The sequence below is a fragment of the Deltaproteobacteria bacterium genome (genome assembly GCA_016210005.1).
Lineage (GTDB): Bacteria > Desulfobacterota > Binatia > HRBIN30 > JACQVA1 > JACQVA1.
This window is the reverse complement of record JACQVA010000163.1, coordinates 1-13,890: the sequence shown is the minus strand read 5'-3', so window position 1 is coordinate 13,890 and position 13,890 is coordinate 1. Positions and strand designations below refer to the sequence as shown.

Below are 13,890 nucleotides of genomic sequence, written 5' to 3'. Positions count from 1 at the left end.
CAGACTGGTGAGGATTTGCCCGGTCGGCTGCACGTTACCCACAGATCTGTCGCACACCCATATCTCGCCTTGGCGGCCCCGGCGATTGACTCCGCCGCCGCATTTCCTTATCGCCTGAGCGCCATGGCCGGTAACGCAGTGCACCCGTTGGTGCGTCTCACCTGGCAGCTCGAGCGCCTGCGCGGGCGCGTGCATCTCCCGCTGCCACGTTGGCTGTGCGGGCTGCTTTTCCACAGCCGTCTGCTGCTGGAGGGGTTTTGCTCGGGTGTGGCGCAGGTGCTGATCTATGAACCGGGCTTGCGCTATCGTTGCCGGCGTGTCGGTGCCGGCCTTCGTCTCGATCGCCCCGGCCCGCGGGTGATGGGCAACGGTGTCATCGACATCGGCGACGATGTCACAATCGGAGGGGGCTCGTTCCTTCTGGTCGGACTCGGCTTGCCGGAACCGCCACGGCTTTGCATTGGCGACCACGTCCGACTCGGCCTGCGCAACATCGTCTCAGCAGTCCGCGGCGTCAGCATCGGCAACCACGTTCACACCGGGCCCGGGGTATGCATCTACGACAACGACATGCACCCGCTCGACCCCGAGCTGCGCCGGGCGCGCTTGGGCGACCCGGCGGCGGTAAAGGGCGCCCCGATTGTAATTGAAGATCACGTTCGCATCGGGGCCAACGCACTGATACTCAAGGGCGTCACTCTGGGTCGCAGCGCCGTGGTGCTCGCTGGTGCGGTGGTGACTGAAGATGTGCCGCCCGGCGGGATCGCGGCAGGCAATCCCGCGCAGCTGGTTGGCCGCAGGCCGGATGCCGACACCGCCGCGGGCGGCTGAACCCTGGCGCAGGCAGAGCATGGCCGACCTTAATCCTGCCCAATCGGCGCTGTGCAGCGTGCTTTTCCACGCCCAGCCGCTACTATCCAACCTGCGCTCGTTCCTGGCCCAGTTCCTCATCTACGAGCCGGCCTTGCGCTACCGCTGCCGCGGGCTGGGTGACGGGCTACGGCTCGAGGGGGCCGCGCCCCGGATCGACGGCGACGGCATAATCGACATCGGCGAAGGTGTGCAGTTCGGGTCGAACATGCACTTCGTGCTCGCCGGCAGCGCCACCGATCCGGCCTGTCTCACGCTGAAGAACCACATCACCTTCTTCGGCCAGCAGGTCATCGGCGTGGCGCGCTCGGTTACCATCGGCAATCACTGTTGGATTGGCGGCAACATCTTCGACAATGATGTCCACCCTTTCGCTCTGACCCCACATCCTGGGCCGATCGGGGGCGTCACGTACGCCAGCGCCCCCGTCGTGATCGAGGACGACGTTTGGGTCGGGCTGCGCGCCACCATACTCAAGGGCGTCACGCTGCGCCGGGGTGCCATCGTCGGTGCCGGTGCCGTTGTCACGGAAAGTGTTCCACCCTACACGGTGGTGGCAGGCAATCCCGCGCGCGTGATCCGGCAACTGCGGCGGGGGGACTGAGCACGCTTACGGCAGATAGCCGAGTGCCCGCAGCTTCTCCTCGTGCTCGGGGGCTAGATGGACCTCGGCCGGGGCCACGCCCACCGGCTGCGCGGCCCGCTGCGCCAGGCCGGCGAGTTGGGCGCGGCAATCCTCTTCGTAGTGATCGAGACGCTCGGCCAGCTTGTCCGTGGGCTTCCCGCTGGCGGCACAGAGGTTACGCAGTTCGCCGGCATCGGCTGCAAGATCGTAGCACTCGTACACCGGCAGCCCGCCGCGCCAGGAGCGCAGGAACTTCCTCGTGCCGATTTGCATCATGTACGTGGGCCGGCGATGGGGCTGCTCGAAGCTCGGCAGCGCGGCCTCGGCGAAGAGCGCGCGCGGCGCCAGCGCCGCCTCGGCGGCGGGGTCTCGTAGCAGGCTTACCAGGCTCGTGCCGGTCCCCTGCCCTGCCCCCTTCACTCCCGCGAGCTCCAAAATCGTCGGCATCAGATCGACGTGCCCGACGGGAACACGAATGCGGCGCCCCGCCGGTATGTGCCCCGGTCCCCACAACATCAGCGGCACGTGCGACACCTCCTCGTAGAGCTGGTCGCCATGTCCTTGCAGCCCATGTTCGCGAAACTCCTCGCCGTGGTCGGAGAGCAGGATGAAGATGGTGTTGGCGCCTAGCCCCTCGGCCGCGAGCGCAGCCAACAGCGCGCGCAGCTCATCGTCGGTGTAGCGCATCTCCTGACTGTAAGCGATCAGATCACGGTTTGGCGGTGGCGACGGCTCGCCCCGAGTGGCGGCATCACCCTTGGTGAACAGATGTTGGTAGGCTGCCGGCGGGGCGTAGGGGGCGTGGACCTGAAAGGTGTGCAGAAACAGAAAGAAGCGCCGATCCCGGTTCTGCGCCAGCCATTGCGCCGCCTTTCTGAAGGTGAGATCAACCTGCCCTTCGGGAAACCAGACGTCAGCGCTCTTGTTTTCACTGTAGGTGTTGAATCCGCGGCGAAAGCTCGGGCTCATTCCCAGGGCCCCGTCTTCGGTCACGGCGCCGGTCTCGAATCCCGCCGCCCGCAGCACCTCGGCTACGGTAACCAGCCACGGCGGGATGACCTCGAGCCCGCCTTTCACGCCATGCACGCACGGCTGCACCGCCGTGAACATCGTCATGTGGGACGGCGGGGTGGTGGCAGAGGCGGCCACCAGCCGCTCGAAGGTCGCCCCGCCGTTGCCGAAGGTCTCCGCAATGAAAGGCGCGGTGTCGTAGCGGCAGCCGTAGCTTGGCAGCTGTTGCGCTCTGAGCGTGTCGATCGACAGCAAGATCACGTTCACATCGTCGCGGCTACGAGCCGATGGAACATACACAGTTGGGTTGGCCCACACCGGGAAAGAGAACGCCCGCTCACTCGCCGCCGCATGGGCGGTGTCAAACACGAAGGCGACGCTCTTGCCAGCCAGCGCGGCAAGCGAGAGCCGGCGATGCTGCCAACCCTGCCCGCTGCTACGGCCGGGGTCGAGTGTATCGGAAGACATCACGGCGCAGTCTGCCTGCTCGCAAGCGCTGACGGAGAACGAGACGCTACCCTGACTCCACGCCGGCTCCAGAATTCCGAAAGCCAATTCCATTTCAGCGCCCGGTGGAATTGGCAGCACCGCGGTTCGCACGCTGCTCGTGCTTCCTTCGGCCGGCACATAGCCGTCGACGTGCACGTCAACCTGCGCTCCGCGTGCCGGCCCGGGCAGCTCGAGTTCAACCCGCAGGAACTGCCGGCCCTCGATTGCCTCCGCGCCGACGACCTGCACGGGCAGCTTGGTCCACCGGCCGCCGATGCGGGCTTGCGGCATAATCACAATGCGTGAGGCCGGCTCTAGGATTTCCGGTACTGGGGCGGAGAGTACGAGGCGGCCGTCGGCCGGCACGCCCACTCGGGTCTGCAACAGGACACGAGCGTGGCGTGGAGCGGCGAGCACGTAGCGAGTTTCGTCCGTGATCGCCGCCGCGGGTAAATCATGCGTTTCCACCCTGCCCTGCCCTGGAGCACCCTGCACGACGACATCCACCAAGCGGTAATATGGCTTGAGCGCTCGCTCACTCGGGAGGTTCACCCGCGGGCGGGCCAGCTGGTGGTAGAGCACGGCGGCCCCGGTGAACATCGCGACGGCGGCAATGGGCAGGAGTGCTCGGCGCATCAGCAGGCTTCCCCGGCGCTCAGGCTGTCGGCTCCCGCAGCCGGTTTACCCACGCCCAATCGCGCCGATCAATGCCGCCGGTAATGACGAGGGCGGTGACGTACAGCGGTACGGCTGCGGCCAGTTGCCACTGAGGCGCTGCCAGCAGCCACACGACTACGCCGGTGGCCAGCACTGCCGCCAGCGGCCGTACGGATTCGGCACAGCAGACCTGCATGATCGCCCGCGTCTGTGGCGCCAAAGCGAACGCCACGAAGCTGGTCGCGCTGCTCACCAGGTTGGCGGCGGCGGCGCCTGCGGCGCCCCAACGTGGGATCAATAACAAGTTGAGCGTGATATTCACGGCAACCGCAATAGCGCTGACCACCGCCATGATGCGCTGCTGGCTGTGCACGATCATCAGATTCAGGTACACCGCCGCGGTGTAGGAGAAGAACATCCACCACGCCAGTAGAACCAGCGCTCCAGCGGCCCCGGCGTAAGCATCCCCGAACAGCACGGCAATCAGGGCGTCGCGGGCCAGCGTCAGCACCAGCGCTACCGGCAGTACCAGCGCCACCAAGTAACGGACCGCCAGCTGATAGATGCGGCGGAAACGCTCCGGTGCGGAGCGCTCAGTCGCCGCCAACAACGGAAATACCGTCACCATCACCGACTCGGGAATCAGGTTGAGCGCCTCGGTGACCTTCACCGCCACCGAGTACTGTGCCACCTCGTGCACACCCCGTAGCCAATACAGCAGCAGCTGATCCAGCCGCATGCTGATAAGCAGCAGCAGCGTCACCGCTCCCAACTCCCACGACTCGCGCCAGAGATAGCGCAGCAGCGCCGGATTGGGGCGCCAGACCACCCCGATCTGCGGCAGCGCGACGCGCAGGATCAAAGCCACCGTCAGCACACCGGTGACGAGCGACACCGCCATCACCGCCCGCACGTCGCCACCGAGCCAAATCACGACCCCGGCAAGGGCGACGAACGCCAGCTGCCCTGGCAGCGTGAGGAGGTAGACGTAGTGCATAGCGAAGCGCGTCTGGAAGAAGCCCCGGACCAGTATTTCGATCGACAGCGGCATGCCCAAAGCAGCCAGCAGCACGCACCATTGCGCCAGCTGCGGCAGACCCAGCGCCCACGCCACTGCGATAGCCAACGCCGCCACCACCACGGACAAGACGCCACGGATGGCGAAGCCGGTGCCGATCAACTCACCGGCGCGCTTCGGCTGCCGGGCGATCTCGCGGGTGATGACCCGTTCAAAACCGAGATCGACCAGAAAGGTGAAGATGAACATGTACGCCGCGACGAACGAGTAGATGCCGAATTGTTCGTGGCCGAGGCCGCGCGCCAGCACTACGGTGGTGCAAAAATGCAGCAGCCGCTGGACCGCCGCGCCCGCCACCACCACAGCGGTGTTCGACAGCAGACGGCGCGGGGTGCTCACCGTGAGGCTCCTGGCTTCTCCGCCACCACCAGGATTTCGGCCGCACCCAGCCAAGGCGAGAACCGATACAGCAGTCGCGCCGCCAACGCCCGCCAGCCTTGCAAGCGCCACTCGCCACCGTGCGGCAGGCGCAACCGCAGGGCGGCGCCCTCTTGCTCGAAGCGAATCGACAGCATGTTGAGGTCCGCCACCAGGCCGACGTTGTGTGGCGGCTTGAGATCGTGCGGGTGGCAGCTCAGGGGACGAATTCCGGCGCGGCGCAGCGCAGCCAGAATCTCACGGCGCGTGAAGCGGTACTCGACAAAGTAGTAGCCGCGCCCGGCCCACCGGCTGTTGTAGCGCCGATACCAATGGTTCACCACCAGTCGCCGCAGCAGGTTGTTGAAGGGAACCGACAATAGTAAGCGGCCGCCCGGACGCAGGACGCGGGCAAACTCGCGCAGTGCCGCCGCCGGCCCGGCTTCGGTGTGTTCGACGACGCCGAGCGAAATCAGCGCCGCCAGCGCGTCGGCCTGGAACGGCAGCGCCGTCACCGCTGCGCAGAGCACCGGCACCGCCGGCGCCTGCTCGCGCAGGTGCTGCAGCACCGGCCGGTGCATGTCCAAGCCGATCATGCGGCGGCCACGCTGATGGAGGCGCACCAGCCAGCGGCCGCCGCCGCAGCCGGCATCGACGACCGGTCCGTCAGCCGGCACTTCCGCCTCGAACACCGCGGCCGAGGTCGTTTGCTCGGCCAGGGCGAGATACGCCGAGTAGTCGGCAATCTCGGCCTCGCGGCTGAAAATCACATTAGGCTCGTGACCGGGAAAGAACGGGACGTAGATGGCAAAGGGCATTGCCGCTGCGCCCTACTGCAGCTTCAGTGCTCGCAGTGGTAAGCGCCCGGTGACGCCATCGACGAAACCGCGCAGCAGCCACAGGTAGGGCTTGAGCCGCTCGCGCCGTATCACCCCCGCGATCAGCAGCCGTGTCAGGTCGGCGAAGAAGAGCACGGTCAAGCGGGCGCGTTGCCAAAGCGTTCCGTGCTTGCGGGCGAAGAAGATGCCGTTGCGGCCCAGGAAGTACAGCACCGGGAAGGGGATCGGCCGGCCCGGATGCGCCGCCCCAAACCCTTTGTGATAGATGACGGCATCGCCATTGAAGACGATGCGAAAGCCTTGCTTGCGGGCACGCATGCACCAGTCGACATCTTCGTGGTAGCCGAAAAAGCCTTCGTCGAAACCACCCACGGCCTCGATGGCTTTACGGCTCATCATGATGCCGTTGCCGATAACCCAGTCGGCGTCGCGCATGCCGCTGAAGGCGGGGCCGTCGACCGCGTCCTGTCCAACGACCCGCACCAATTCCTTGCCGTAGGTCAGCTCGCCGTACGCTCCCCAGACTTCCGCCCGATTCTCCATACGCAGATTCTTGGCTCCGACTGCGGCGATTTGCGGGTCAGTTTCGGCGGCGCGCACCAGCTCGGTCACCAGCTGCGGATGGAGTTCGGTGTCGTTGTTCAGCAACAGCACGTACTCTGCACCCTGGGCCAAGGCGTCTTGTATACCGCGGTTGTTACCGCCGCAAAAGCCGAGGTTCTTCTCCATCACCAGCACGCGCTGCTGCGCAAAGCGCTCGCGCAACGCCGCCACGCTGCCGTCGCTCGAAGCGTTATCCACCACCGTCGCCACGTAGTTCGGGTAGGTCAGGCGAGGCAGCGTAGCGACGCAGTTGAGCACGTCGTCGCGGCCGTTCCAGTTGAGGATGACGATCGCCACCTTGGGAGTTGTCACTGCTGCTCCATCATTTCGCCGCCGAAGACCCTTCAGTGCTCGGGGATGCCGACAGTCCGAGCGCGCGCAGCGGTACCGGCCGGCCGAGCAGTCCGTCGCGCAACCCGCGCAAGCGCAGCCGGTAGCCCGCGAGTTCGCGCATTCGACAACGGTAGACGGCTTCCTTGAGCAGGTTGCCCAGGGTGTAGACCGCGAAGGTGGCCTTTTGCCGCGCGCTGGCGTTCTTGCGCACGAACAGCACGCTGTTGCGGGCGATCAAGTAGGTGATCGGGCTCACGTATCCGCCTCCGGTGGACGCATGCATGCGGTGATATACCAGCCCGGCCGGGGCGTAGCGAATGCGCCAGCCGTAGCGCCGCGCGCGGGCGCACCAGTCCACGTCCTCGTGGTAGGCGAAGAAGTCCTCGTCGAAGAGCCCGATCGCCGCCAGCGCACTGCGCCGCAGCAGCATGGCGGCGCCGCTGACGCTGTCGACGTCGCGCGTCTGGCTGAATTTGTCGATGCTGGGCTCCAGCCAGCCTTCAACTCGAACCAGCGAGCCGTGAAACGTCACCACTCCGTACGCCGCATGAATGCGCGGGGGCGACTCATCGGTCAGCGTCTTGGCGCCGACCGCTGCGATCCGTTGATGCTGGTTGAGGACGGCGAGCAATTCGTCGAGCAGAGTCGGGGCGGCGATCGCGTCGTTGTTCAGGAGCAAGACGGCGTCCGCGCCTTCCGCCAGCGCGCGCCTGATGCCGGCGTTGCAGCCACCGGCGAAGCCGCGATTGCACTCCAGCCGCTCGACCACGACGTCCGGCCAACTCGCTTGCAACCCATTGCGCGCATTATCGGCGGAGCCGTTGTCGACGACGATCACCTGGTCGGCGGGCCGCTTGAGGGCGGCGACGCTCCGCAGGCAGCGCTGCGTCAGCTCCAGCTGATTCCACATCGGGATGACGACGGCGACGCGCATAGGATTAACTTACTTGCGGGCGTAAGCCACCGCCAGCACGCCGCCGGCGGTCCACCAGGGCGAAAGCCGGTCCAAGACCGTCTTGACCAAGCGGCCGCGGCCGTTCATCTGCCAGTGGCGATGGCCGGGCTTAACGTCATAGAGCCCGGTGCGGTAGCCGAAGAACACGCCGGAGTCGGCGAACAGGCCCTTACCCAGCGGCAGGCGGAAATCGTCCGGGTGCATGGCCGCGACCTCGAAGCCAGTCTCCTGTAAGAACCGCCGCAGCTCGCCGGCGCTGAAACGGTACTCGGCAAACTGCAGCGGCAACCGAGCGCGCCGCTTCTGCCAGTCGCGCAAGCGCCGCAGGTGATTTATCAGCAGGCGGCGGAAGTAGTTATTGTACGGCACGGCAACGATCGCCACGCCACCCGGCCGCAGCACCCGCCACAACTCGCGTAGCGCCACCTGTGGGCCAGCCTCGAAGTGCTCGATCACGCCGAAGGAAAGCACCGCCGCCAGCGCTCCATCACGGAACGGCAGGTGCACCGTATTGCTGGCGAGCAGCGGCAGCGCGCCAACGGCCCGGCGCGCACAGGCCAGGGGCTGCGGCGAGAGATCGAGACCGATAACCGGGAAGCCGGCCCGGCGCAGGTAGATCACCCAGCGGGCCAGACCGCACCCGGCGTCGACGATCGCGCCCTGCCGCGGGAGCGCGGCCTGCACGACTTCCAGGGTGGTTTCGTAGGCGCACAGCGCTACTTCATCCTCGACGCTGTCGGCATTGTGAATCCAGAACTCCTGGCTCGGATCCACGTTGGTACGCACGTTGTAGTAGGTAAAGCTCATCTCAGGCGGAGGCCGCGCAAGGCAACCAGCTCATCACCGCAAGCCCAACTCCTCCAGCGGCAACGGCCGGCCTCGCAGCGCGTCCAACATGCCACGAATCTTCAGAAACACTCCGGCCTGCTCTCCTCGCCACCGGCGAGTCAGGTATTGCAGCGGCAGCGCCGCCAGCTGCGCCGCCAAGAAACGCAGCGCTTGATACCAGCGGGCGTGCTTACGGACGAACAGCACCATGTTGTGGCCGGACAAATACTGGCGCGGCGTGACGTATCCCTGCCCGGAGGTGCCATGACCCTTGTGCAGGATTCGCGCGCTCGGTGCGAAGACCACACGCCAACCCGCCTCGCGCGCCGCAGTGCACCAGTCCACGTCCTCGTGATAGGCGAAGAACTCCTCATCGAACAGCCCGATCTGCTCCAAGGCGCTGCGCCGCAATAGCAGGGCGGTGCCGGGAACCCAATCCACGTCGCATGCGACCGCGAAGCGGCTGTCGTCGGCGTAGAAGCCGACGAGCTGAACCAGCCCATGCCCATAGGTAAGCTTACCGTAGGCCACCCACACCTTCGAGGGATCGCGGAAGGCCAGGACCTTGACGCCGACCACCGCGATGCGCGGATCACTCTCCGCCGCGGCGACAGCCGCGCGCAGGAAATCCGGCTCCACCACGGTGTCGTTGTTGAGCACGCAGACGTACTGGTGGCCGTGGGCAAGGGCGTAGCGAAGGCCGACGTTGTTGCCGCCGGCGTAACCCAGGTTGTGCGGGTTTTCCAGATAGGTCACCGAGGGAAACTGCGCCAGGACTTGCTCGCGTGGCGAGGGGCGTGAGCCGTTGTCGACCACTACGATCTCGGCCCCCGGATAGGTGACCCGAGCAAGGCTCGCAAGGCACTCGATGGTGTCAGCCGTGCGGTTCCAGTTCAGTACAACAACCGCCACGCGCGGCGGCGTCGCCCCGGGGTTCATTGCAGCCCCAGTTCGGCGAGCGGTATGGGCCGGCCGCGCAGGGCATCCAACATCCCGCGCGCTTTCAGGACCACACCGCGCTGCTCGCCACTGAGGCAGCGCCAGAGGTACTGAAGCGGCAGCGTGGTCACCTGAAAGGTGGTGAACTTGATGCGCTGATACCAGTTGGCGTGTTTGCACACGAACAAGACCATGTTGCGCCCGGAGAGGTATTGCCGTGGGCTAACGTAAGCCTTGCCGCCGGTGCTGCGGTGTCCCTTGTGCAACACGGTTGCGCTGGGGGCGTAAACCACGCGCCAGCCCTGCGCGCGCGCGCGGGTGCACCAATCAACGTCCTCGTGATAGGCGAAGAACATTTCGTCGAAGAGCCCGATCTGCTCGATGGCGCTGCGGCGCAACAGCGCGGCCGTGCCCGGCACCCAATGGACGTCACGCTGTTTGTCGAAGCGGCCGTTGTCCGGCTTGTAGTAGCCCACCAGCCGTACCAACCCCTTGCGATAGATCAACTTGCCGTAGGCCACCCACACGGTACCGGGGTCCTCAAACGCCAGCACCTTGGCGCCGACCGCGGCGATGCGCCGATCGCGCTCGGCCACCGCTACCGCTGCCGATAGAAATCCTGGCTCTACGCAGGTGTCGTTGTTGAGAACGAAGGCGTAGTCGTGATTATGCTGCACGGCGTAACGCAGCCCGACGTTGTTGCCGCCGGCGTAACCGAGGTTGCGCGGGTTCTCCAGGTAGGTCACCGACGGGAACTCGGACTGGATGCGGGCTCGCGGCGACGGGCACGAGCCGTTGTCGACGACGACGATCTCGGCGCGCGGGTAAGTACTCTGCCGCAGACTGGTGAGGCATTCGATGGTGTCCGCGGTACCGTTCCAGTTCAGCACGATCACCGCCACGCTGGGCATGTGCGAGTCGGCGCTCATCGACCCTCCGCGGCGACAGCGCGGTACACAGCCATGGTGGCACTGGCCGTGCGCGGCCAGGAGAAGTCGGCCGAGCGCGCCAAACCAGCAGCGCGCAGTTGCTCGCAGCGCTGTTGGTCGGCCGCCAGTATGTCCAAGGTTGCGCGAATCGCCGTCACGTCCAGCCGATCCAACAGCATGCCTGCACCGCTGACTAATTCAACCGCCGCGCTGTTGGCGCCGGCCACTACAACACAGCCGCAACTCATGGCTTCAAGCAGCGACAAGCCGAAGCCTTCGTAAGCCGACGGACTAATCAGGGCGCGGGCGTGTCGATAGAGCACCGCCAACTCCGTGTCCGACACCGCCCCTAGGAGGCGCACACGTGGCGGCGGGTGGTCGATCATTTCCGGACGATAGGTCGGGCGCCGGCGTCCGGCAATCAGCAGCTGCCAGTCTGCCGCTCCGGCCCAGCCGCTGAAGGCCTCGACCAGCAGCTCGATGTTCTTGCGCGGCTGAATCGTGCCGGCATAGAGGAGAAAGCGCGACGGCAGACGCAGGCGAGCGACGATTGCGGACTCGTCGGCCGCGGGTTGCGCGCCGAACACCGGCGACGCGCCCAAGGGGATGGCGACCACGCGCCCGGGGTCAAGTCCGAAGTGGGCCACGATATCCCGCCGCGCGTGCTGGCTGTCGGCGATAACCCGGGCGGCACGCCGGACCGCCCACGGCAGCTCCCAGCGCTGCTGCCAGCGCTGCGGGCGGGCGAAGGTCTCGGGAAAATGGTAGACCGCCAAGTCGTGAATGCTCACTACTTGTTGGCAGCCGAGCCGGCGCGGTAAGACCCCCTTGGTGCCGTGATAAACGTCCGGACGATGACGGCGGGCGAGCAGCGGGACGACGACGTGGTCCCACAGCGGCAGGGCGAAGGGACCGGGCAGCGGGGCCTTGACCACGGTGAGGTTTCGGCGCGCTTGCCGAATGGCCTGCGGGGCATCAGTGATGACGATGAACTCGGTGTCGGCTTCGCTGGCAGCTAGGGCGTGGACGAGTTCCCGCGCATAGGTCGCGGGACCTCCCAAGGTTCCCAACACCGCACCGATGGCAACCCGCATGTCGCGTTAGACCGCTGGCGTGGCCGAAGACGGCCCACCCGTCTCGCCATACCAGCCCTGCCGCACGCCTCGGCCGAGAGCCCGGACGATCTCGCGGCGCCCCTGGGCTGCGTACCAGGCCATGCTGCTGGCGATCAGCGCCGCGTAGAGCGGCCAGAAGCCGAGCCAGTCACGCCAGCGGCCGTGCTTGCGGACGAGTTGGAGGAGGTTGCGGCTCTTCAGCTCGGCGCTCAACGGCGTGAAACCGCTGCCAAAGCCCCGCAGGCCGTCGTGGGTCACCAGCGCCTGGGGAACGCAGCGCAGCTCGAAGCCGGCGCGGCGCGCCCGCAGACACAAATCGACTTCTTCGTAATAGGCGAAGAATTCGGGATCGAAGGCACCGACACCATCGAGGCAGCGGCGCGTCAACAGCAAGGCGCACCCGAGTAGACCCGAGACCGGGTACGGTTCGCGGCGGTGGCCCCGGTGGCGCAACAGTGTTCGCGGCAGGCAGAGCAGCGGCAGCACGATCCGCTCGCCGCGCGATTGCTCCCGGCCGGTTTGCCGGTCCACGACTCTGGGGCCCAAGATGCCGGCGGCTGGATATTGCCGTGCCGCCTGCAGCAGGCGCGCCAGCGCGCCGGGCGCCAGCGTTGCGTCCTGCGTCAGCACCAGGACGTAGTCAGCGCCGGCGTGCAGGGCGCGCTCAATGCCGACGTTGTTGCCCCCGGCATAGCCGCGGTTCTCGGGTAGATCGATGAGTTCGATGGCGTCGTCGGAACCATAGGCGGCGTGCAAGCGAGCCCGTTCCGCGGCGCCCGAGGCGTTGTCGACCAGGAAGATGCGGCACGCCGCCAGGGCTTGCTCTCGCACCGAGGCGATGCATCGGTCGGTGTGCGCGCCGCCATTCCAGCTCGCGGTCACGACTCCGACGGTCACTGCCACGGCCATTCGGGGATAAAGCTAGATCCGGCAAACTGCGTGGGCGCCGATACCACGGCACCGCGGCCGGTCACAGCCGACCACCTTCGACCTTGCGCAGTTCGCCGCCGGTAGCGCAGGCTTCGATGTCATTGGTGCGATCGCCCAACTCCATGCGGCGGATGCGAAACAGCAGATCCTCGATGAGGTAGCGATTGCCTCCGATCAGATCGGCGACCAGCCCGATCAGCACGATCTGAAAGCCGACGATGATGAGCAGCACCGTCAGCATCAACGATTGCAGGTGCCCGGCGCCACCGGCGGTGAAGAAGTAGTATAGAAACCGCATCCCGAGCGCGGTACCGAACAGGATCATCAGGCCGCCGACGTACGAGAACACTTTGAGCGGTTCGTACAGCGCATAGATACGGAGCATCGTGCCCGCAGATCGTTTCACGTAGCTCCAGGAACTGGCGAACAGCTGAGAGGGCCGCCGCGGCTCGTTGGTGCTGACCGGCACATGGGTTACCGGCAGGCGCTTCTTGCCCGCCTGGATGATGGTTTCCAGCGTGTAGGTGAAATCGGAGAAGACGTTCAGGCGCAAGGCGGCGTTGCGACTGAGCGCGCGAAAGCCACTGGTGGCGTCGGGGATGCTCGTACCGGAGAGAGTGCGGACGGCGAAGCTGCCGTAATACTGCAGCCAGCGCTTGGAGCGGCTGAAGCGGCGCAAGGCAGATGGGTTCCGGTCCCCCACCACCATCTCGGCATGCCCTTCGAGGATCGGCCGGACGAGCAGAGCGATATCGGCCCCCGCGTATTGATGATCGGCATCCGTATTGACGATCACGTCTGCACCGAGCCGCAAGCAGGCATCGACGCCGGCGGTAAACGTGCGCGCCAGGCCCCGATTATTTGGAAAGCGCAAGATGTAATCCGCGCCGCCGCGGCGCGCGATTTCGGAGGTGCGGTCAGTCGAGCCATCATCAATGACCAGGATCTCCACCCGCTCGATGCCCGGGACAGTGCGCGGCAAGTCCCTCAGCGTCGCAGCGAGGTGCTCCTCCTCGTTGTAACAAGGGATCTGGACGATGAGCTTGTGGCAAGGCGTGACCATGACGAGATACCAGCCTGGCACAGCCCCGCGAGCGATGTCAACGCAATTTCGCAACATCCGCCTACGGCACGGGTGCGCGACAAATTTGTGGGTAACGTGGTTCGGTGTTATGGCCGTCGTTCCCGCGAAAGCGCGGAACGGGAATCCAGTTTGGCGATTGGCGCTATGGACAAGCTGTTCTGCGTTACATCCTGGCCAGCAAACGGAACGGCACGCTGTACATTGGGGTGACCTCACAGCTGGCAACGCGGGTGTGGCAGCTGGAAGAT

General features: G+C 66.1%; 13 protein-coding genes. 2 read left to right on the top strand and 11 right to left on the bottom strand.

All coding sequences use genetic code 11. From position 1 onward, the window contains the following. Positions 1-123 precede the first annotated feature (123 nt). A complete protein-coding gene (locus tag HY699_15935; GenBank protein MBI4517296.1) occupies positions 124-831 on the top strand; it encodes an acyltransferase in 708 nt (235 codons plus the stop codon). Positions 832-850: 19 nt separating this feature from the next. Continuing rightward, the gene (locus tag HY699_15930; GenBank protein MBI4517295.1) at positions 851-1,474 is read left to right on the top strand and encodes an acyltransferase; all 624 of its coding nucleotides are present in this window, start codon (positions 851-853) and stop codon (positions 1,472-1,474) included. Between the two features lie 6 nt (positions 1,475-1,480). On the opposite strand, the gene HY699_15925 is transcribed toward HY699_15930, so the two are convergent. The 11 genes from HY699_15925 to HY699_15875 all read right to left on the bottom strand — a co-directional run bounded on the left by HY699_15925 (position 1,481) and on the right by HY699_15875 (position 13,621). Further along, entirely contained in the window at positions 1,481-3,631 is a 2,151-nt protein-coding gene (locus tag HY699_15925) for a sulfatase-like hydrolase/transferase (protein ID MBI4517294.1), read from the bottom strand. 19 nt (positions 3,632-3,650) lie between these two features. Then, the gene (locus HY699_15920; GenBank protein MBI4517293.1) at positions 3,651-5,069 is read right to left on the bottom strand and encodes a flippase; all 1,419 of its coding nucleotides are present in this window, start codon (positions 5,067-5,069) and stop codon (positions 3,651-3,653) included. Further along, positions 5,066-5,905, bottom strand: coding sequence for a methyltransferase domain-containing protein (locus tag HY699_15915; protein ID MBI4517292.1), 840 nt, complete (start codon positions 5,903-5,905; stop codon positions 5,066-5,068). Before HY699_15915 ends, HY699_15920 begins: the two co-directional genes overlap by 4 nt. A gap of 12 nt (positions 5,906-5,917) precedes the next feature. After that, positions 5,918-6,841, bottom strand: coding sequence for a glycosyltransferase family 2 protein (locus HY699_15910; GenBank protein ID MBI4517291.1), 924 nt, complete (start codon positions 6,839-6,841; stop codon positions 5,918-5,920). 10 nt (positions 6,842-6,851) lie between these two features. Continuing rightward, positions 6,852-7,796, bottom strand: a complete 945-nt coding sequence (locus HY699_15905) for a glycosyltransferase family 2 protein (GenBank protein ID MBI4517290.1) — start codon at positions 7,794-7,796, stop codon at positions 6,852-6,854. 9 nt (positions 7,797-7,805) lie between these two features. Then, entirely contained in the window at positions 7,806-8,624 is an 819-nt protein-coding gene (locus HY699_15900) for a class I SAM-dependent methyltransferase (protein MBI4517289.1), read from the bottom strand. A gap of 33 nt (positions 8,625-8,657) precedes the next feature. Then, positions 8,658-9,584: a glycosyltransferase family 2 protein gene (locus tag HY699_15895; GenBank protein MBI4517288.1), complete on the bottom strand. Its 927-nt coding sequence runs from the start codon at positions 9,582-9,584 to the stop codon at positions 8,658-8,660. Continuing rightward, positions 9,581-10,513 (bottom strand): glycosyltransferase family 2 protein, encoded by a 933-nt coding sequence (locus HY699_15890; protein MBI4517287.1) that lies wholly within the window; start codon positions 10,511-10,513, stop codon positions 9,581-9,583. Before HY699_15890 ends, HY699_15895 begins: the two co-directional genes overlap by 4 nt. Further along, positions 10,510-11,607: a glycosyltransferase family 4 protein gene (locus HY699_15885; protein ID MBI4517286.1), complete on the bottom strand. Its 1,098-nt coding sequence runs from the start codon at positions 11,605-11,607 to the stop codon at positions 10,510-10,512. The genes HY699_15890 and HY699_15885 overlap by 4 nt, the downstream gene beginning before the upstream one ends. A gap of 6 nt (positions 11,608-11,613) precedes the next feature. After that, positions 11,614-12,537, bottom strand: a complete 924-nt coding sequence (locus HY699_15880; protein ID MBI4517285.1) for a glycosyltransferase family 2 protein — start codon at positions 12,535-12,537, stop codon at positions 11,614-11,616. 61 nt (positions 12,538-12,598) lie between these two features. Beyond that, positions 12,599-13,621, bottom strand: a complete 1,023-nt coding sequence (locus tag HY699_15875; GenBank protein MBI4517284.1) for a glycosyltransferase family 2 protein — start codon at positions 13,619-13,621, stop codon at positions 12,599-12,601. Between the last annotated feature and the right edge of the window lie 269 nt (positions 13,622-13,890).